This is a genomic window from Streptococcus sp. OMI750 (genome assembly GCF_047463895.1).
Lineage (GTDB): Bacteria > Bacillota > Bacilli > Lactobacillales > Streptococcaceae > Streptococcus.
Genome location: NZ_JASHCZ010000002.1, coordinates 332270 through 350346, shown reverse-complemented (window position 1 = coordinate 350346; position 18077 = coordinate 332270). Strand labels below are relative to the sequence as shown.

Sequence of the window (18077 nt, the reverse complement as noted above, 5' to 3'; positions counted from 1 at the left end):
ACATCTATTTTGCGGCTTGAAGAAAAGAGGAGAAGTTGAAAATTCATGAAAAAATGAAAGAAAATGAAAATAAAAGACTGAATCAAAGCGCCGAAAAGCGTATTATAGGCCTATCTTTTAATGAAAATAGTTTCATACTGTCAAAAAGTGTCAAAATATCCAAAAAAGTTTCAAAAAAATCCTGCAAAACGCTTGACATATTTTCAATACGTGGTACAATTAAAAACGTAGAAACGATTTAACCGTTTACATTACAAAAAATAAGGAGATTTTTGCAAAATGTCAAATACAGAAATTGCAAAGCAGGTCATCGATGCAATCGGTGGGGTTGAGAACGTTAGCAGTGTTGCTCACTGTGCGACTCGTCTTCGCGTGATGGTAAAAGATGAATCAAAAATCAACAAAGATGTTGTTGAGAATATTGAAAAAGTACAAGGTGCTTTCTTTAACTCAGGTCAATACCAAATCATCTTTGGTACTGGTACTGTAAACAAGATCTATGATGAAGTAGTAGCTCTTGGCTTACCAACATCATCAAAAGATGAAATGAAAGCAGAAGCCGCTAAACAAGGAAACTGGTTCCAACGCGCGATCCGTACCTTTGGAGACGTTTTTGTTCCAATTCTACCAGCAATTGTTGCGACTGGATTGTTTATGGGGATTCGTGGTGCCATTGCTCAAGACCAGGTTTTGGCTTTGTTTGGCACAACAGCAGATGCATTTAAATCTACTGATTTTTATACCTATTCAACAATTTTAACTGATACCGCGTTTGCCTTCTTCCCAGCCTTGATTTCATGGTCTGCATTCCGAGTATTCGGAGGAAATCCTGTTCTTGGGATTGTAATTGGTTTGATGATGGTTAGTCCGACACTTCCAAATGCGTGGGTTGTAGCGGAAGATCCTTCTAAAGCAGCAACATACTTTGGTATCTTCCATCATGTGGTTGGATTCCAGAACTCAGTTCTTCCCGCTTTCTTCGTTGGTCTAATTGGTGCGAAACTTGAAAAGTGGCTCCATAAGAAAATTCCAGATGTCTTAGATTTGTTATTGGTTCCATTATTCACATTGACAATCATGTCATTCCTCGCTTTGTTTATTATTGGTCCATTCTTCCACAGTATCGAAGAATATGTACTAAATGTAACTAAGTTTATTTTGAATTTACCATTTGGTCTTGCAGGTCTTCTTATTGGTGGCGTTCATCAGTTGATTGTCGTTACCGGCGTCCATCATATCTTTAATCTTCTTGAATCACAATTAATTACTGCAGATAAAAAAGATCCATTTAATGCAATTATTACAGCGGCTATGACTGCACAAGCTGGAGCTACTTTAGCAGTGGCAGTGAAATCTAAATCTCAAAAAGTGAAAGCTCTAGCATTTCCTGCAACTATCTCTGCCTTGTTAGGTATTACTGAGCCTGCAATCTTTGGTGTAAACTTGCGTTATGTGAAACCATTCGTTATTGCTTTGGGAGCAGGTGCAGTAGGTGGTTGGATTGCATCTATGTTAAATCTTGCTGGTACAGGATTTGGTATTACAATTATTCCAGGAACGCTTCTCTATCTAAACGGTCAATTATTGAAATATGTATTTATGGTTGTATTTACAACTGCCCTAAGTTTCGGTTTGACTTATATGTTTGGTTATGAAGATGAAGCTTCATCAGTTCCTGCAGAGGACAAAGAAGCAGAAGCTATTATTGAAGAAGAAACAACTGGAGCTCTTCCAGCATCTCTTCAAGACGAAACCATTATCTCTCCGATCGTTGGTCAAGCTGTTGCTTTGTCTGATGTGAATGATCCTGTCTTCTCAAGTGGAGCGATGGGACAAGGAATTGCCATCAAACCAACTGAAGGCGTTGTCTATGCACCAGCTGATGCTGAAGTAACCATTGCTTTTGCAACTGGTCACGCTTACGGTTTGAAGACCGCTAATGGTGCTGAAATCTTGATCCACGTTGGGATTGATACCGTATCAATGAACGGTGAAGGATTTGATCAAAAAGTAGCTCAAGGCGATAAAGTGAAAGCTGGTGATGTCCTTGGTACATTTGATGCAGCGAAAATTGCCGCAGCTGGTCTTGAAGACACAACCATGGTCATCGTCACTAACACAGCTGACTTTGCTTCTGTCACACCTGTTGCAACTGGATCTGTTGCGAAGGGTGATGCGATCATCGAAGTCAAAGCTTAATAATATCAATAAGTTCTCAAGGACTGGTCAGGTTATCTCCAGTCCTTGAATTTTATTTCTTAAAAATGCCTGCTTTTTCTTTAGAGAAGAGAAGTAGCATTGCTATAAAATATGCTATAATAAGTACAGGAATTTTTCATTATAAAAAGGAGCCAACATGACAAAATTATTCGGAAGTTTGGAAGCTGGCGGTACAAAGTTTGTTTGTGCAGTTGGTGATGAAAACTACAATATTGTTGAAAAAGTACAATTCCCAACAACCAAGCCAATTGAAACCATTGATAAGTCTATCGAATTTTTCTCAAAATTTGAGGATCTTGCTGGTCTTGCGATTGGATCATTTGGACCAATTGATATCGATCCAAATTCAAAAACTTATGGCTTCATTACGACGACTCCAAAACCAAATTGGGCCAATGTTGATATCGTTGGTGCCTTCCGTCGTGCTTTGAATGTACCCATCTATTTTACAACAGATGTGAATAGTTCAGCCTATGGTGAAGTGGTAGCACGCAATAACGCAGGTGGCCATATCGAAAACTTGGTTTACTATACAATCGGAACAGGAATCGGAGCTGGCGTTATCCAACGTGGCGAGTTTATTGGGGGAGCTGGACACCCAGAAATGGGTCACTATTATGTGGCGAAACACCCAATGGATGTGGAAAAAGAATTCAAGGGTGTTTGTCCTTTCCACAACGGCTGTTTGGAAGGTTTTGCGGCTGGTCCGAGTTTAGAGGCTCGGACAGGTATTCGTGGAGAAAATATCGAACTCAACAGTAATGTTTGGGATATTCAAGCCTACTATATCGCACAGGCGGCTGTGAATGCGACCGTTACTTTCCGTCCAGATGTCATTGTCTTTGGTGGGGGAGTAATGGCGCAACAACATATGTTAGATCGTGTTCGGACGAAATTTACAGCTCTCCTAAACGGTTATCTCCCTGTACCAGATGTAAGAGATTATATTGTGACACCTGCAGTTGCTGGCAATGGTTCAGCTACCTTGGGGAACTTTGTTCTTGCAAAAGAAGTGAGTGAAAAGCTTAAAAAGTAAGAAGCGCTTGCCCCATAGAGGTTAAAAACAAGAGCGAAACCGAGACCGAGCTGTCTCGGTTTTGTCCTTTTCCATAAAGAAGTGAGGAAAATATGAAAAAGAGCATTGTAAAAGATGTCTTATTTTTGGGACAAAAATCAGAAGAAGCGACACCGGAAGATCGTCCTTTGGCCTTGGATTTACAGGATACCTTGAACGCCCATCTTTTTGAGTGTGTGGGTTTGGCAGCCAATATGATAGGGGTGAAAAAACGTGCGATTATCATTCGAATGGGAAATGCAAATCTGGTCATGTTTAATCCTGTTCTTCTGGATAAGAAAAAGGCCTATCAAACAGAGGAAGGGTGCTTGTCTTTAGTGGGAAGTCGGCCGACGACCCGTTATGAGGAGATCACGGTGGCTTATCGGGATGTCAATTGGCAAGCTCAAACCTTACATTTGTCAGGTTTTCCAGCCCAGATCTGTCAGCATGAAATGGATCATCTAGAAGGCGTTATCATATAGAAGTGATGGATGGAGTCAATCTGGCTCCATTTTTTACTAGGAAAAAGTGATAGAAAAGTCGATTCTTGGAGACATAAAATTGATAAAAGCAAAAAAAGGAATAGCGGTTGTATAAAAAAGAAGAAAGAAACAATAAAAAAGGAACCGTACTTGACAGGTTTTCTTAGGATCGCGTATACTAGTAGTACGAAAATCAGATGAAAGACAGGAGTTCCAAGATGAAGCGCAACCTTCAAGAATACCCGCAATTTTATCGTTGGCTAACCCTGCCTTTTGCGAGAAATCCGCGTCGTGTGCAGGTCCTTCGGCGGACAAATCGAATCCTAACTCTCGTCATGCCAGGCATCTATGGTCTGGTCTTTTGTTGGCTATGTTTAAAACAAACCACGATTGGTGGAATTTGGCCTTTTATATGGATTCCAGCTTCTGGCTTTATCTTGTTTAGTCTCTTCCGCCATTGGATCAATGTTCCAAGACCTTACGAAACATGGGACATTCAACCTTTATTAGAGAAAAATTCATCGGGACATTCTTTTCCTAGCCGCCATGTTTTTTCGGCGACCATTATCTCTATGTGTGTCTGTCAGTTGTCGCTTCCGTTTGGAATGTGCTCGATGCTCTTATCTCTTCTCTTAGCCCTTGTCCGAGTTTTTGGAGGGGTTCATTATCCCAAGGACGTTCTCGTTGCTTGGGGATTGGGACTGGCCTGGGGAGGACTTTTTTTGCTTGTTTGAATCAACATATTGTTCGAAATTGACCTTTGAATAACAGCAAGTGATAGTGTATACTGGAAAGTGGACTTAGAAGAGGAGAGAAGATGAAATACAGACAAGCAGAAAAAGCAGATCTGGATCAGGTGGTTCGAGTAGCCAGTACAGCCTTTGAGGAGTATCTATTTTTAAAAGTCATCAAGGATTTGGTGCGTGATCCCAAGCAGTATCCTGCCTTTGTTGAGGCAATGATGCGCATCTTGGTAAAGGTTTTTCTCAAGCACCATATCTGCCTTGTGGCGGAACAAAACAATGAAATTTATGCAGTGGCCTTGTTACAAAAAGGACCGATTCCTTTTCGGGCCTATCTTTTGAATGGTGGCTTGGGCTTGCTCAAGTTTATTTCCTTGAAGAATATGTTGGCCTACTTTAAATTTATGGAGGACACGGATAAGGAATTGGAGCAAAATGTAGACTTTGATTGGTATTTAATGCTTCTGGCAGTTGCCCCTAAACACCAACGGCAGGGCTATGGCAGTCGCTTTATGACAGAAGGAATTGAGCCTTTCTTGGAAGAGGTTAAAGGAGAAAAACTAGCCTTTTATACCAATACGAAGGGAAATGTCTATTTTTATACCAAAAATGGCTACAAGGAAGTCTACTCTAACGAGATTAGCTTTAACCATGTAGAAATGGGGAGCTGGTATTTCTTGAAGGAACTAAATAAACACTAAGGTTACAACCTTAGTGTTTTTTCATTATCATGGTTAGTCTATTTGGATGTCAAAATGTTTAAAAAAGGCTGCTCGCTCCTCTATAATATCTTTAGAAGGTTTTTTGATATTTAGTAAGAGTTCGATAAGTTCTGGTGTGATTTCACGTAGCAATTGCCCTAAGGACCAGATAGCAGTTGCGATATGGATCTGATTTTGCGAGGTCTCGATGATGTTCAGTAGCTTAGGGATGGCTGAGCGGTCATTAGCATTTGCTAGTGCGATAATGGCATTGCGTTGGAGGATATTCTTGCCTCGCCAGCTTCCGGCAACGTTTCCAAATTTTTCCTTAAATTGTCCGTTAGACAGTTCGATAAAAGGAATCAACTCTGGATGAGCCAGCTCAGGATCGATTTCTGTTGCCAAGGGATTATCCAGACCTTTGTTATAAGGGCAGCTAATCTGACAGATGTCACATCCATAGATGACCGTTTTAATTTTCTTGCGAAATTCTAAGTCCATCATGCCCTTGTCTTGAGTTTGGAAGGACAAGCAGCGTTTGGCATTCATAGATCCGTCTCCGATTAAACAGGAGGTTGGACAAGCATCTAAACACCTTCGACAGTCCCCACAACCATAGTCGACAGGCTGATCTGGTTCGATCTCAAGATTGGTAATCAATTCACCAAGGAACATGTAGGAACCGTATTCTTTGGAAATGACCAAGCCGTTTTTTCCGATAAAACCAATCCCTGCTCGCTGGGCAACCGCCGTGTCAACCAGTGCTCCGGTATCGACCATGCCTTTGTACTCAAAATCTTGCGTCATTTCTTCAATCCCAGCGGCTAAGCGCTTAAGCTTGTCTTGAAGGACATAATGATAGTCCAATCCCCAACTGTTGGGCGTGAATTTTCCTCTTTTATAGGCAGTCTTTTGAGGTTGTTGTTTGAGCTTATGGGGGTAGGCGACAGCGATTGAGATGATCGTCTTTGCGGAGGAGAGACTTAATGTAGGTTGGATGCGCTCCTCAATATTCTTATGCTCGAATCCAGAATTCCGTCCTTCCTCAACGGCCAAGCGGAGCGATTTTTCCAAATAAGCGAAGTCATCAGCGGTTGTAAATCCAATTTTTGAAATCCCAATAGAATGTGCCAGTTGGATAATGTTTTCTTTTAGTGTCATCTGTTCCATTATACACAAAAATGAAGATTCTGGCGAGAATGGAAACAATCAGAAAAGGCTTTCAAAAGCTTTCTTTTTTTTGTATAATAGAAACATGAAATGCTAGGAGGGTATTATGGTACAACCATTATTTTTACATTCAGTGATGCAGGAAAAAATATGGGGAGGAACACGTCTAAAAGAGGAATTTGGTTACGACATTCCGAGTGACCATGTCGGTGAATTTTGGGCGATTTCGGCCCATCCGCATGGCGTTTCTAAAGTGGCCAATGGTCCATACGAAGGAATGGGATTGGATCAGCTCTATCAAGAGCACCGAGAATTATTCGGCAATCGTAAAGAGCCTGTCTTTCCTTTATTAACAAAGATTTTGGATGCTAACGACTGGCTTAGTGTACAGGTGCACCCGGATGATACCTATGCCATGGAGCATGAGGGAGAACTTGGAAAAACCGAGTGTTGGTATGTGATTGCGGCTGACGAAGGATCAGAGATTATCTATGGACACAATGCCAAGTCAAAAGGAGAACTCCGCCAGCAAATCGAAGATAAAAACTGGGAGGCCTTGCTGACAAAAGTTCCAGTCAAGGCTGGAGATTTCTTCTATGTGCCAAGTGGAACCATGCACGCGATTGGATCTGGAATCTTGATCCTTGAAACCCAACAGTCCAGTGACACAACCTACCGTGTTTATGACTTTGACCGCAAGGATGACCAAGGAAACTTGCGTGAGCTTCATCTTGAAAAATCAATTGATGTGTTGAACATTGGTAAGCCCGCAAATAGCCATCCAGATACAGTTGTGATCGACGATCTTCGAATGACCATCTTGGTTGCCAGTGATTTCTTTACGGTTTATAAGTGGGAACTTACTGGAAAAGCTAATTTTGAAAAGACTGCTGATTACAGCTTATTGAGCGTCTTAGCCGGAGAAGGGAAATTGACGGTAGATGGAAAGGATTATCCTATTCAAAAAGGAAGTCACTTTATCTTGCCAAGCGATGTTGAATCTTGGACTTTGGAAGGGCAAGGTTTAGAATTGATCGTGAGTCACCCATAAAAAACAAAGGGTTTGAGTAAAACGCAATGGAACTACTCAAGCCTTTTTTCTGAAATAAAACTATTTTTGTGTTAAGTCTTGACTCTGACCTAAGGGGAGGGATTATACTATCCTTGTAATACTCTTCGAAAATCAAATTCAAACCACGTCAGCGTCGCCTTACTGTATATATGTTACTGACTTCGTCAGTTCTATCTACAACCTCAAAGCGGTGCTTTGAGCAACCTGCGGCTAGCTTCCTAGTTTGCTCTTTGATTTTCATTGAGTACAAGGAGGAAATTATGTACCATATCAAAGAAGCTGCAGAGCTGTCAGGTGTCTCTATCAAGACCTTGCACCACTATGATAAGATAGGACTTCTAGTCCCTGTGAAATCTGAAAATGGCTATCGGACTTACAGCCAAGAAGATTTAGAACGCTTACAGGTAATTCTCTATTACAAGTATCTAGGGTTTTCCTTGGAACAAATAGCAGAACTCTTAGCCGAAGAAAAGTCTAACTTATTGCCCCATTTGACCAAACAGTTAGATTATTTGACTCAAGAAAGAAAACGTTTGGATACCCTGATTTCCACTTTGCAAAAAACCATTCAAGAACAAAAAGGAGAAAGACAAATGACAATTGAGGAAAAATTTACTGGATTTAGCTACCAAGATACTCAAAAATACCAGCAAGAGGCGGTAGACAAGTATGGTCAAGAAGTCATGAACCAAGCGCTTGAACGCCAAAAAGGTCGAGAAGATGAGGCGACAAGAGCCTTTAATCAAGTCTTCCAAGTCTTTGCGAAAAACCTTCAAGCTGGTCTGCCAGTAACCGAATTTGAAAACCAAGAAGCAGCAGCCAAACTTTTAGATGCGATTCGAACGTATGGATTTGATTGCTCTATAGAGGTTTTTGGCCATATTGGCAAAGGCTATGTCTATAATCCAGAATTCAAGGGAAACATCGACAAGTTTGGTGCTGGTACAGCCCAGTACACTTCGGATGTCATTGCCTTTTATGTCGAAAATCAAGCAAAATAAAAAAGTGAGAGTGGGACAGAAATCGGTAATTCGTTAGAATTCGATTTCGTCGTCCCACCTCCGCACAGTTGAGTAGGGCTGTAAAGGCTGATGAAATCAGCGTAGTAGAGCCCACTCAACCACTGCGTCTTGCTCGAGAATCCAAAAATAATTGAGAGGCTAGGATTTTTGTCCCAGCCTCGTTTTTTGCTTGGAAAAAATTGAAAAGAAACTGTCCTATCTATGGGAGGTGGAAGGAAAGAATGAAAATTTTATGAAACTTTCACAATTTCGGTTGACAGTCTTAAAAAAAAGGAGTAGAATAACCCCTGTTTTATGAAAAAGAGGCAGGGAATTCCCGGCCTCATGATCTTTTTTCAAGGAGTTTTTTATGTTTTCAACATTGAAAAAATGGTTTATTGGCCGTCCGTTGAAATCTGGTGCAGAAGGTGAAGGAGGATTGCTGGGGAAAATGCAGGCCTTGGCCATGCTCTCTAGTGACGCACTTTCTTCTATTGCCTATGGTCCAGAGCAAGTTATCCTGGTCTTGATGACGGTATCAGCAGGAGCCATTTGGTGGTCCATTCCAATTGGGATTGTGGTTCTGGTTCTCCTAGCCAGTTTAACGATTTCTTATCGCCAGGTCATTCATGCCTATCCTCAAGGGGGAGGGGCCTACATGGTGACTACGGAGAACTTGTCACCCAAAGCGGGGTTGATCGCTGGTGGCAGTCTCTTGGTCGACTACATGCTGACGGTAGCAGTATCTGTTTCTTCCGGTGCAGATGCTATCACGTCAGCGATTCCCTCTCTTCATCCTTATAATCTGCACATTTCCATTTTGTTGGTCTTGCTCTTGATGCTGATGAACTTACGGGGGCTGCGTGAATCAGCTACTTCCTTGATGATTCCAGTCTACCTGTTCATTGTTAGTACGATTGCCTTGATCGGCTATGGTGTGATCCAAATTTTGACAGGGCATTTGGCCTATAACGCGACTGCTCATGTGGGTCAAACCATTTCAGGGGTTAGTGTCATTCTCTTATTGCGGGCCTTTACGAGTGGATCAGCTTCACTAACAGGGGTTGAAGCCATCTCCAATTCGGTTCCTTTCTTTAAGAAACCAAAAGCAAAGAATGCAGCCTCTACCTTGACCATCATGGCTTTGATTTTGGGGATTATGTTTGCAGGGATTACCTTCCTCAATTACTGGGTGGGTGTCGTACCAGCAAAAGGGGTAACAACTCTAGCTCAAATGGCCCAAGCTATCTTAGGAAATTCTCCGGTCGGACAAGCCTTCTTCTACGTCTTCCAATTATCAACAGCCTTGATCCTGGCAGTTGCGGCGAATACTGGGTTCTCAGCCTTTCCAATGTTGGCCTTTAACATGGCTAAAAACAAATACATGCCACACATGTATATGGAAAAAGGGGATCGTCTGGGCTATTCCAATGGGATTTTGACCTTGGCCATTGGTGCCATCGTCTTGCTCTTGATCTTTGATGGGCAAACAGAAAGCTTGATTCCGCTTTATACCATTGGGGTCTTCATTCCATTTGCCCTTTCTCAAACAGGGATGGTTATCCACTGGAAACGCCAATATCAAAAAGGATTTCTCAAGTTTTCGCTTGCCAATATCCTCGGGGCAGCTATCTGTTATGGTATTGTCTTGATCCTCTTGCTGTTCCGTCTGCGTGAAATCTGGCCCTTCTTCCCTATTATTGGTCTTTTACTTTGGATGTTCTTGAGTATCCGCAATCACTATGATAAAGTTGCGGCTCAATTGCGCTTGGGAGGTAAGATCGAAAAGACAAGTTATGCGGGCAATACCGTGATCGTCCTTGTCGGAAATGTCACTCAGGTAAGTGTGGGAGCTATGAGTTATGCCAATAGCCTAGGAAATGACGTCATAGCCATGCACGTCTCAACAGAAGAAACCAAGGTTAAAGATGCAGAGGTGGCAGAAGAATTTAAGCACTATTTCCCTCATATTCGCTTTGAAAATGTCATGACGAGCTATCGGGATATTATTCAACCAACAGTTGAATTTGTCTCTAAAGTAGCTGAGGAAGCTAAGGAAAAAGGGAATACTGTCACAGTCTTAGTCCCTCAATTCATCCCTAAAAAACATTGGCAAAATATTCTCCACAACCAAATGAGTTTGAAATTGAAGTACGCACTTCGTTGGCATGAAGAAGTGGTTGTGGCAAGCTATTCTTACCATTTATCTGAATAACTATCGCCTAAAGAAAAGATGTTTGCTCGAGCAGGCATTTTTTTGTTTTTTTGAAGTTGAAAAAATCCATTCAAAAGTCTTGTAAGAAACAGCCTTGATCTTGAAAAAATGTTAAAAAAATGCTAGAATAAAAAGAACATTTTAGATTTTTGAAGTTTCAAAGTAAGGAAAAAAATGGCAAATTTATTAAAAACAATTATTGAAAATGATCGAGGCGAAATCAAACGTCTTGAAAAAATGGCTGATAAGGTCTTTTCTTATGAGGACCAAATGGCAGCTTTGACGGATGACGAATTAAAGGCAAAAACAGTTGAGTTTAAGCAACGCTATCAAGATGGTGAGTCTTTGGATGATCTCTTGTACGAGGCTTTTGCAGTTGTTCGTGAAGGGGCAAAACGGGTACTTGGTTTGTTCCCATATAAGGTTCAGGTCATGGGGGGGATCGTCCTTCACCATGGTGACGTTCCAGAGATGCGTACAGGGGAAGGGAAGACTTTGACAGCGACCATGCCTGTATACTTGAACGCCTTGTCTGGTAAAGGGGTACACGTTGTTACCGTCAATGAATACCTGACAGAGCGGGATGCGACAGAGATGGGAGAACTTTACTCATGGCTTGGCCTTTCAGTAGGGATCAACCTCGCAGCAAAATCTCCAGCTGAGAAAAAAGAAGCTTATCTCTGTGATATTACCTACTCGACTAACTCAGAGATCGGGTTTGATTATCTTCGTGATAACATGGTTGTTCGTGCTGAAAACATGGTTCAACGTCCATTGAACTATGCCTTGGTCGATGAGGTAGACTCCATCTTGATCGACGAAGCTCGTACACCTCTGATCGTTTCTGGGCAGACAGCTTCTGATACAAGCCAACTCTATCACATGGCAGATGCTTATGTGAAGAGCTTGACAGAGGATGATTACATTATCGATGTACCATCTAAAACCATTGGTTTGTCAGATTCAGGAATTGATAAGGCGGAAAGCTACTTTAATCTTGAAAACTTGTATGATATTGAAAACGTAGCCTTGACCCACTTTATTGACAACGCCCTTCGTGCCAACTATATCATGATTTTGGATATCGACTATGTGGTCAGCGAAGATCAAGAAATCTTGATCGTCGACCAATTTACAGGTCGTACCATGGAAGGCCGTCGCTATTCTGATGGTCTCCACCAAGCGATCGAGGCCAAAGAAGGTGTACCAGTTCAAGAAGAAACCAAAACCTCCGCATCGATTACCTACCAAAACCTCTTCCGTATGTATAAGAAGTTGTCAGGGATGACAGGGACAGGGAAAACCGAAGAAGAAGAATTCCGTGAAATTTATAACATTCGCGTGATTCCAATTCCAACCAACCGTCCAATTGCCCGTATTGACCATCCAGACCTTCTCTACCCAAGCTTGAAATCAAAATTCAAGGCTGTTGTGGAAGATGTCAAGTCTCGTCATGAAAAAGGACAACCAGTCCTAGTAGGTACAGTTGCCGTTGAAACCAGTGATTACCTTTCTCAATTGTTGGTGCAAGCAGGTGTTCCTCACGAAGTCTTGAATGCGAAAAACCACTACAAAGAAGCGCAAATCATCATGAACGCCGGTCAACGTGGCGCTGTTACCATCGCGACCAACATGGCTGGACGTGGTACCGATATCAAGCTCGGTGAAGGGGTTCGCGAACTTGGTGGACTTTGTGTCATCGGGACAGAGCGTCACGAAAGTCGTCGGATCGATAACCAGCTTCGTGGACGTTCAGGGCGTCAAGGGGATCCAGGTGAATCTCAATTCTACTTGTCTCTTGAAGATGAGTTGATGCGTCGTTTCGGCTCAGAACGGATCAAAGCAGTGCTCGACCGCTTCAAGTTGAGTGAAGAAGAATCGGTGATTCGTTCAAACATGTTTACCCGCCAAGTAGAGGGAGCGCAAAAACGGGTTGAAGGAAATAACTACGATACTCGTAAACAAGTCCTTCAATACGACGACGTGATGCGGGAACAACGGGAGATCATCTATGCAGAGCGCTATGATGTGATCACAGCTAACCGCGACTTGGCTCCTGAAATCATGGCTATGATTAAACGGACCATCAAACGGATTGTCGAAGGTGCTAGCCACTCAAGTAAGGAAGAACGCGTTGAAGCGATTCTGAACTTTGCTAAATACAATTTGGTTCCAGAAGATACGATTTCTGAAAGCGATATTGAAGGAAAATCTGACAAGGAAGTTATCGATTACTTGTATGGACGAGCAGAAGAAATCTATGCCAGTCAAGTAGCGAAATTGCGTGACGAAGAGTCTGTGCAAGAGTTCCAAAAAGTATTGATCCTTCGAGTGGTGGACAGCAAGTGGACAGACCACATCGATGCTTTGGATCAATTGCGAAATGCCGTTGGGCTCCGTGGGTATGCGCAAAATAACCCAGTAGTAGAATACCAATCAGAAAGTTTCCGTATGTTTAATGACATGATTGGATCGATTGAATTTGACGTGACTCGTCTCATGATGAAAGCCCAAATTCACGAACAAGAACGTCCACGTACAGAACACAGCATTTCAACAACTGCTACTCGCAATATTGCAGCCCAACAACAAGATATTCCAGCAGAAATTGATTTGTCACAAGTGAAACGCAATGATTTGTGCCCTTGTGGTTCCGGTAAGAAGTTTAAAAACTGTCACGGACGTAAAGGTTAAGGTTTCCTCTTTAAGGAGGAAAGGTAGGGTCTAGAGACCAAAAGGAGGCCGTATGGTATTCGTTAGGAAGAGCAATAAGATTGATGAGCAAGAAATCACATCGCTTTACCGTTTGGAAGGTCCAGCCTTGGAGCGTAAAGAAGTGCGTGACCGGGAGTTGGAGGCGATTATCAAAGGAGAAGACCAACGGATCCTTCTTGTGATTGGGCCTTGTTCTTCTGATAATGAAGAAGCGGTGATGGAGTATGCCCGTCGCTTGGCAGACTTGCAAGAGCAAGTGAAAGATCAGATTTTTATCGTCATGCGGGTCTATACGGCTAAACCTCGGACCAATGGGGATGGTTACAAAGGCTTGATGCACCAACCGGATACACAGGCAGCACCAAGCTTTGTTGATGGCTTAAAAGCAGTGCGACATCTCCACTATCGTGTGATTACAGAAACTGGTTTAACGACTGCGGACGAATTGCTTTACCCAGGCAGTCTTCCTTATGTCGAAGATTTGATTTCCTACCATGCCATTGGAGCGCGCTCAGTCGAAGATCAGGAGCACCGCTTTGTATCTAGTGGAATCTCTGCTCCGACAGGCATGAAGAATCCAACATCTGGAAATCTTTCTGTCATGTTCAATGCGATTTATGCGGCACAACATCCACAAAATTTCTTGTTCAATGCCCAAGCAGTGGAAACATCAGGAAATCCTTTGGCTCATGCGATCCTTCGTGGAGGCTTGGATGCAACTGGTAAGAATATTCCAAATTACCATTATGAAGATTTGCTAGCTGCAGCAAAGCGCTATAGTGAAATGGGCTTGCAACATCCATTTATCTTGGTGGATACGAACCATGACAATTCTGGAAAGCAATTCGAAGAGCAAGTACGGATCGTGAAAGAAACCATGATGAATCGTGCTTGGAACAAGGATTTAGCAGCCTTAGTTCGTGGTTTCATGATTGAATCCTACCTAGAAGATGGTCGTCAAAATGAACCAGTGGTTTATGGTCAATCGATCACAGACCCTTGCCTAGGTTGGGAAAAAACACAGGCCTTGGTCAAAGAAATTGCAACGATGAATAAGTAAAAGGCAGGGGCGGAAGGAGTGATTCTTTTGCCCCTTATCTGTTGTCAGCCAACAGATACTGAAACAATATATAAGGATGAAACAAGATGATCAAAGGACATGGGATCGATATTGAATCGATCACTGCGATTGAAAAAGCCTATCAAAAGAATGCACGATTTGCAGAAAAAGTCTTAACCAAGAGTGAGCAAGAGCGTTTTGAGGAGTTGTCTGGAAAACGGAAAATGGAATATTTAACGGGCCGATGGTCTGCTAAAGAAGCCTTTTCAAAGGCAATGGGAACGGGGATTGGACCAGTTAGTTTTCAAGAGTTAGAAATTTTAAATAATGCCCAAGGAGCTCCCTATTTTTCCAAGTCTCCATTTTCTGGAAAGGTATGGGTTTCGATCAGTCACAAGGGAGACTTGGTGTCAACCAGTGTCATTTTGGAGGAAGTAGATGAAAGCAAGTAAACATAGACCAACTGTTGCAAGAGTCGATTTGGATGCCATTGCCTTTAATGTTCGCCAAGTCAGTGATCATATTCCAAGCCAAACCTTGAAATACGCAGTGGTGAAAGCCAATGCTTATGGTCATGGGGTGGTTGCAGTGACGAAGAAGTTAGCCGCGCAAGTGGATGGTTTTTGTGTCTCCAATCTGGATGAAGCTTTAGAAATCCGTCAAGAAGGTTTGCAAGAACCCATTTTGATTTTGGGAGTTGTACCAAGCGAAACAGTCTATTTGGCCAAAGAGTATGATATCCGCTTAACGGTGGCGAGTCTTGCTTGGTTGGATCAATTGCTTGGACAAGAAGCAGATCTTTCAGGATTGAAGGTCCATATCAAGGTGGATTCTGGAATGGGGCGGATTGGATTCCGAAGGATCGAAGACATCAAAGAGGCTGAACGCCTTCTCTTAGCAGCTGGAGCTGAAATTGAAGGGATCTTTACTCATTTTGCGACAGCAGATGAGGCAGATGATCGAAAATTTCAAGCACAATACCAGTTTTTCAAAGAAGTATTGGCTGCTCTTGAAACCCTTCCTCCCATTGTCCATGCAAGTAATTCTGCCACCTCTTTGTGGCACGCGGATACGATTTTCACAGCTGTGCGCTTGGGAGATGTCATGTATGGCTTGAATCCCAGTGGTTCTGTGTTAGCCTTGCCTTATGAAATCAAGCCAGCCTTGAGTTTGGTGAGTGAGTTAGTTCATGTGAAACAGTTAGAAGCGGGTCAAGATATTGGCTACGGAGCAACTTATACGACAGAAGAATCCCAATGGATTGGGACGATTCCTATCGGCTATGCGGATGGTTGGATCCGAGAGATGCAAAATTTCCATGTGCTGATCAAGGGTGAGTTTTGTCCCATTGTTGGTCGCGTTTCGATGGACCAGATAACGGTTCGCCTTCCCGAAGAATTGCCTCTGGGGACCAAGGTTACCCTGATTGGACGTGAGGGCGAGAAAGAAATCACGTCAACAGAGGTTGCGGATTACCGTGGGACCATTAATTATGAAGTGGTCTGTCTCTTGAGTGATCGGATTCCTCGTGACTATACAGGTGAAGAATAAGAAGAAGCAGGTGGGATTTTCCCGGATGGACCTGCTTTTTTATAAAAGAAAGGAGGAGAAATGAATCTACATCAACCCTTATCCGTACTGCCTGGAGTCGGTCCAAAATCGGCGGAAAAATTTAAAAAGTTAGGGATTGAAACCTTAGAAGATCTGCTCTTGTATTTCCCCTTTCGCTATGAAGACTTCAAAACGCGCAATGTTTTAGAGTTAGAAGATGGGGAAAAAGCTGTCATCTCTGGGGTGGTAGCAACACCAGCCAATGTCCAATATTATGGTTACAAACGAAATCGCTTACGTTTTTCAATCAAACAGGGAGACCAGGTCATTGCGGTTAATTTTTTCAATCAACCCTATCTAGCAGACAAAATCGAGGTCCAGCAGACAGTGGCGATTTTTGGAAAATGGGACAAGGCCAAAGGCAGTTTGACAGGAATGAAGCTCCTGGCTCAAGTGGAAGATGATTTGCAGCCAGTCTATCGAGTGACACAAGGAGTGAGCCAAAACAGCCTGGTGAAATTGATCAAAATAGCATTCGACCAGGGCTTGGACCAGCTTTTAGAAGAGAATGTACCCCACATCTTACGAGAGCGTTATCAACTCATGTCTCGTTCCCAAGCAGTGCAAGCTATGCATTTTCCTAAGGATCTGGCAGAGTACAAGCAAGCCCTTCGCCGGGTAAAATTTGAAGAGCTCCTCTTTTTCCAGCTGCAACTCCAAGTGCTAAAAGAAGAAAATCACGATGCCAGCCAAGGGATTTCCTTGGCCTGGGATCCAGAAAAATTAGCAGAACGAAAAAAACAGCTTCCTTTTGAGCTAACGCAAGCTCAAGAAAACAGCTTGAATGAAATCTTGACAGATATGGCCTCTCCTTATCATATGAACCGCCTCTTACAAGGGGATGTGGGAAGCGGGAAGACAGTCGTGGCCGGTCTTGCCATGTATGCAGCCTTAAGCGCTGGGAAGCAAGCTGCCTTGATGGTTCCAACGGAGATTTTGGCAGAGCAACACAAGGAAAGCTTGCAAAATCTTTTTCCAGATTTGCCAATTGCCCTTCTAACAGGAGGATTAAAGGCGGCTGAGAAACGAGAAGTCTTAGAAGAGATCGCCTCAGGAACTGCTCAACTGATTGTGGGGACACATGCCTTGATTCAAGAGGGAGTTCACTACCAAGATCTAGGCTTGGTCATTATTGATGAACAGCACCGTTTTGGGGTTTCCCAACGTCGTATTCTTCGAGAAAAAGGACAAAATCCAGACGTCCTGATGATGACGGCGACCCCTATTCCCCGGACCTTGGCTATTACAGCCTTTGGAGATATGGATGTGTCCATCATTGATCAGATGCCTGCTGGACGAAAGGAAATCATCACACGTTGGGTCAAGCATGAGCAGTTAGAAGTGGTCCTCGACTGGTTGGTGAAAGAGCTTGCGAAAGGTTCTCAAGCCTACTTTATCTCTCCCTTAATCGAGGAATCAGAAGCCCTAGATCTGAAAAACGCTCTTGCTCTACAAGCGGAGCTAGAGGCCTTCTTTGGTCAGCGGGCACGTGTTTCTCTTCTTCACGGGAAGATGAAAAGTGAAGAAAAAGAGACCATCATGCAGGCCTTTAAAGAGCACCAAATCGATGTTTTGGTGTCAACGACCGTTATTGAAGTGGGGGTCAATGTGCCCAATGCAACCGTTATGGTCATTATGGATGCGGATCGTTTTGGCCTTAGTCAACTCCATCAGCTTCGAGGCCGGGTCGGTCGGGGAAATAAGCAATCCTATGCTATCCTGGTTGCGAATCCTAAGACGGATAGTGGCAAACAGCGCATGAAAATCATGACAGAGACGACAAACGGGTTTGTCCTTGCTGAGGAAGATTTGCAAATGCGTGGTTCAGGTGAAATCTTTGGTACCCGTCAATCGGGGATTCCAGAATTTCAAGTAGCCGATTTAGTAGAAGATTATCCAATTCTTGAAGAAGCGCGGAAAGTCGCCAGCCAGATTGTAACGACGCCAAATTGGCGAGAACACCCAGACTGGCATTTGCTCTCACTGTATCTGGAGAAGCAAGAACATTTAGATTAGATCATAAAAAGTGA

15 protein-coding genes are annotated in these 18077 nt (G+C 42.9%); 14 read left to right on the top strand and 1 reads right to left on the bottom strand.

Annotated elements, in window-relative coordinates; genetic code table 11:
• The first annotated feature begins 35 nt into the window (after nt 1-35).
• The 6 genes from QM830_RS06260 to QM830_RS06235 all read left to right on the top strand — a co-directional run bounded on the left by QM830_RS06260 (nt 36) and on the right by QM830_RS06235 (nt 5203).
• Nucleotides 36-242, top strand: coding sequence for a hypothetical protein (locus QM830_RS06260; protein ID WP_070675232.1), 207 nt, complete (start codon nt 36-38; stop codon nt 240-242).
• A 37-nt stretch (nt 243-279) separates the two neighbouring features.
• A complete protein-coding gene (locus QM830_RS06255) occupies nt 280-2199 on the top strand; it encodes a sucrose-specific PTS transporter subunit IIBC (protein ID WP_049507042.1) in 1920 nt (639 codons plus the stop codon).
• 157 nt (nt 2200-2356) lie between these two features.
• A complete protein-coding gene (gene scrK, locus QM830_RS06250) occupies nt 2357-3256 on the top strand; it encodes a fructokinase ScrK (protein WP_414326001.1) in 900 nt (299 codons plus the stop codon).
• 92 nt (nt 3257-3348) lie between these two features.
• The gene (locus QM830_RS06245) at nt 3349-3759 is read left to right on the top strand and encodes a peptide deformylase (RefSeq protein WP_414326000.1); all 411 of its coding nucleotides are present in this window, start codon (nt 3349-3351) and stop codon (nt 3757-3759) included.
• Between the two features lie 218 nt (nt 3760-3977).
• Nucleotides 3978-4493: a phosphatase PAP2 family protein gene (locus QM830_RS06240; RefSeq protein WP_414325999.1), complete on the top strand. Its 516-nt coding sequence runs from the start codon at nt 3978-3980 to the stop codon at nt 4491-4493.
• Between the two features lie 83 nt (nt 4494-4576).
• On the top strand, nt 4577-5203 hold the full coding sequence (locus QM830_RS06235) for a GNAT family N-acetyltransferase (RefSeq protein ID WP_414325998.1): 627 nt from the start codon (nt 4577-4579) through the stop codon (nt 5201-5203).
• A gap of 33 nt (nt 5204-5236) precedes the next feature.
• On the opposite strand, the gene queG is transcribed toward QM830_RS06235, so the two are convergent.
• On the bottom strand, nt 5237-6364 hold the full coding sequence (gene queG / locus QM830_RS06230) for a tRNA epoxyqueuosine(34) reductase QueG (RefSeq protein ID WP_414325997.1): 1128 nt from the start codon (nt 6362-6364) through the stop codon (nt 5237-5239).
• A gap of 115 nt (nt 6365-6479) precedes the next feature.
• On the opposite strand from queG, the gene manA reads away from it, so the two are divergent.
• The 8 genes from manA (at nt 6480) to recG (ending at nt 18063) form a co-directional block, all read left to right on the top strand.
• Nucleotides 6480-7424 carry a mannose-6-phosphate isomerase, class I gene (gene manA / locus QM830_RS06225; RefSeq protein ID WP_414325996.1) on the top strand — a complete coding sequence of 315 codons (945 nt, stop codon included), beginning with the start codon at nt 6480-6482 and terminating at the stop codon, nt 7422-7424.
• A gap of 281 nt (nt 7425-7705) precedes the next feature.
• Nucleotides 7706-8446: a MerR family transcriptional regulator gene (locus tag QM830_RS06220; RefSeq protein ID WP_414325995.1), complete on the top strand. Its 741-nt coding sequence runs from the start codon at nt 7706-7708 to the stop codon at nt 8444-8446.
• Between the two features lie 370 nt (nt 8447-8816).
• Nucleotides 8817-10661: an APC family permease gene (locus tag QM830_RS06215; protein ID WP_414325994.1), complete on the top strand. Its 1845-nt coding sequence runs from the start codon at nt 8817-8819 to the stop codon at nt 10659-10661.
• Between the two features lie 174 nt (nt 10662-10835).
• Nucleotides 10836-13355 carry a preprotein translocase subunit SecA gene (gene secA / locus QM830_RS06210; protein ID WP_414325993.1) on the top strand — a complete coding sequence of 840 codons (2520 nt, stop codon included), beginning with the start codon at nt 10836-10838 and terminating at the stop codon, nt 13353-13355.
• A gap of 52 nt (nt 13356-13407) precedes the next feature.
• Nucleotides 13408-14436: a 3-deoxy-7-phosphoheptulonate synthase gene (locus QM830_RS06205; RefSeq protein ID WP_414325992.1), complete on the top strand. Its 1029-nt coding sequence runs from the start codon at nt 13408-13410 to the stop codon at nt 14434-14436.
• 86 nt (nt 14437-14522) lie between these two features.
• A complete protein-coding gene (acpS, locus tag QM830_RS06200; RefSeq protein ID WP_414325991.1) occupies nt 14523-14888 on the top strand; it encodes a holo-ACP synthase in 366 nt (121 codons plus the stop codon).
• Nucleotides 14875-15987 (top strand): alanine racemase, encoded by a 1113-nt coding sequence (gene alr / locus QM830_RS06195; RefSeq protein ID WP_414325990.1) that lies wholly within the window; start codon nt 14875-14877, stop codon nt 15985-15987. The genes acpS and alr overlap by 14 nt, the downstream gene beginning before the upstream one ends.
• 60 nt (nt 15988-16047) lie before the next feature.
• Entirely contained in the window at nt 16048-18063 is a 2016-nt protein-coding gene (recG, locus tag QM830_RS06190; protein WP_414325989.1) for an ATP-dependent DNA helicase RecG, read from the top strand.
• Nucleotides 18064-18077 lie beyond the last annotated feature (14 nt).

What these genes read in the sequence shown, in the direction of transcription:
- QM830_RS06255 (WP_049507042.1), top strand. Translation starts at nt 280, where the DNA reads ATGTCAAATACAGAAATTGCAAAGCAGGTCATCGATGCAATCGGTGGG.
- scrK (WP_414326001.1), top strand. Translation starts at nt 2,357, where the DNA reads ATGACAAAATTATTCGGAAGTTTGGAAGCTGGCGGTACAAAGTTTGTT.
- QM830_RS06245 (WP_414326000.1), top strand. Translation starts at nt 3,349, where the DNA reads ATGAAAAAGAGCATTGTAAAAGATGTCTTATTTTTGGGACAAAAATCA.
- QM830_RS06240 (WP_414325999.1), top strand. Translation starts at nt 3,978, where the DNA reads ATGAAGCGCAACCTTCAAGAATACCCGCAATTTTATCGTTGGCTAACC.
- QM830_RS06235 (WP_414325998.1), top strand. Translation starts at nt 4,577, where the DNA reads ATGAAATACAGACAAGCAGAAAAAGCAGATCTGGATCAGGTGGTTCGA.
- queG (WP_414325997.1), bottom strand. Translation starts at nt 6,364, where the DNA reads ATGACACTAAAAGAAAACATTATCCAACTGGCACATTCTATTGGGATT.
- manA (WP_414325996.1), top strand. Translation starts at nt 6,480, where the DNA reads ATGGTACAACCATTATTTTTACATTCAGTGATGCAGGAAAAAATATGG.
- QM830_RS06220 (WP_414325995.1), top strand. Translation starts at nt 7,706, where the DNA reads ATGTACCATATCAAAGAAGCTGCAGAGCTGTCAGGTGTCTCTATCAAG.
- QM830_RS06215 (WP_414325994.1), top strand. Translation starts at nt 8,817, where the DNA reads ATGTTTTCAACATTGAAAAAATGGTTTATTGGCCGTCCGTTGAAATCT.
- secA (WP_414325993.1), top strand. Translation starts at nt 10,836, where the DNA reads ATGGCAAATTTATTAAAAACAATTATTGAAAATGATCGAGGCGAAATC.
- QM830_RS06205 (WP_414325992.1), top strand. Translation starts at nt 13,408, where the DNA reads ATGGTATTCGTTAGGAAGAGCAATAAGATTGATGAGCAAGAAATCACA.
- acpS (WP_414325991.1), top strand. Translation starts at nt 14,523, where the DNA reads ATGATCAAAGGACATGGGATCGATATTGAATCGATCACTGCGATTGAA.
- alr (WP_414325990.1), top strand. Translation starts at nt 14,875, where the DNA reads ATGAAAGCAAGTAAACATAGACCAACTGTTGCAAGAGTCGATTTGGAT.
- recG (WP_414325989.1), top strand. Translation starts at nt 16,048, where the DNA reads ATGAATCTACATCAACCCTTATCCGTACTGCCTGGAGTCGGTCCAAAA.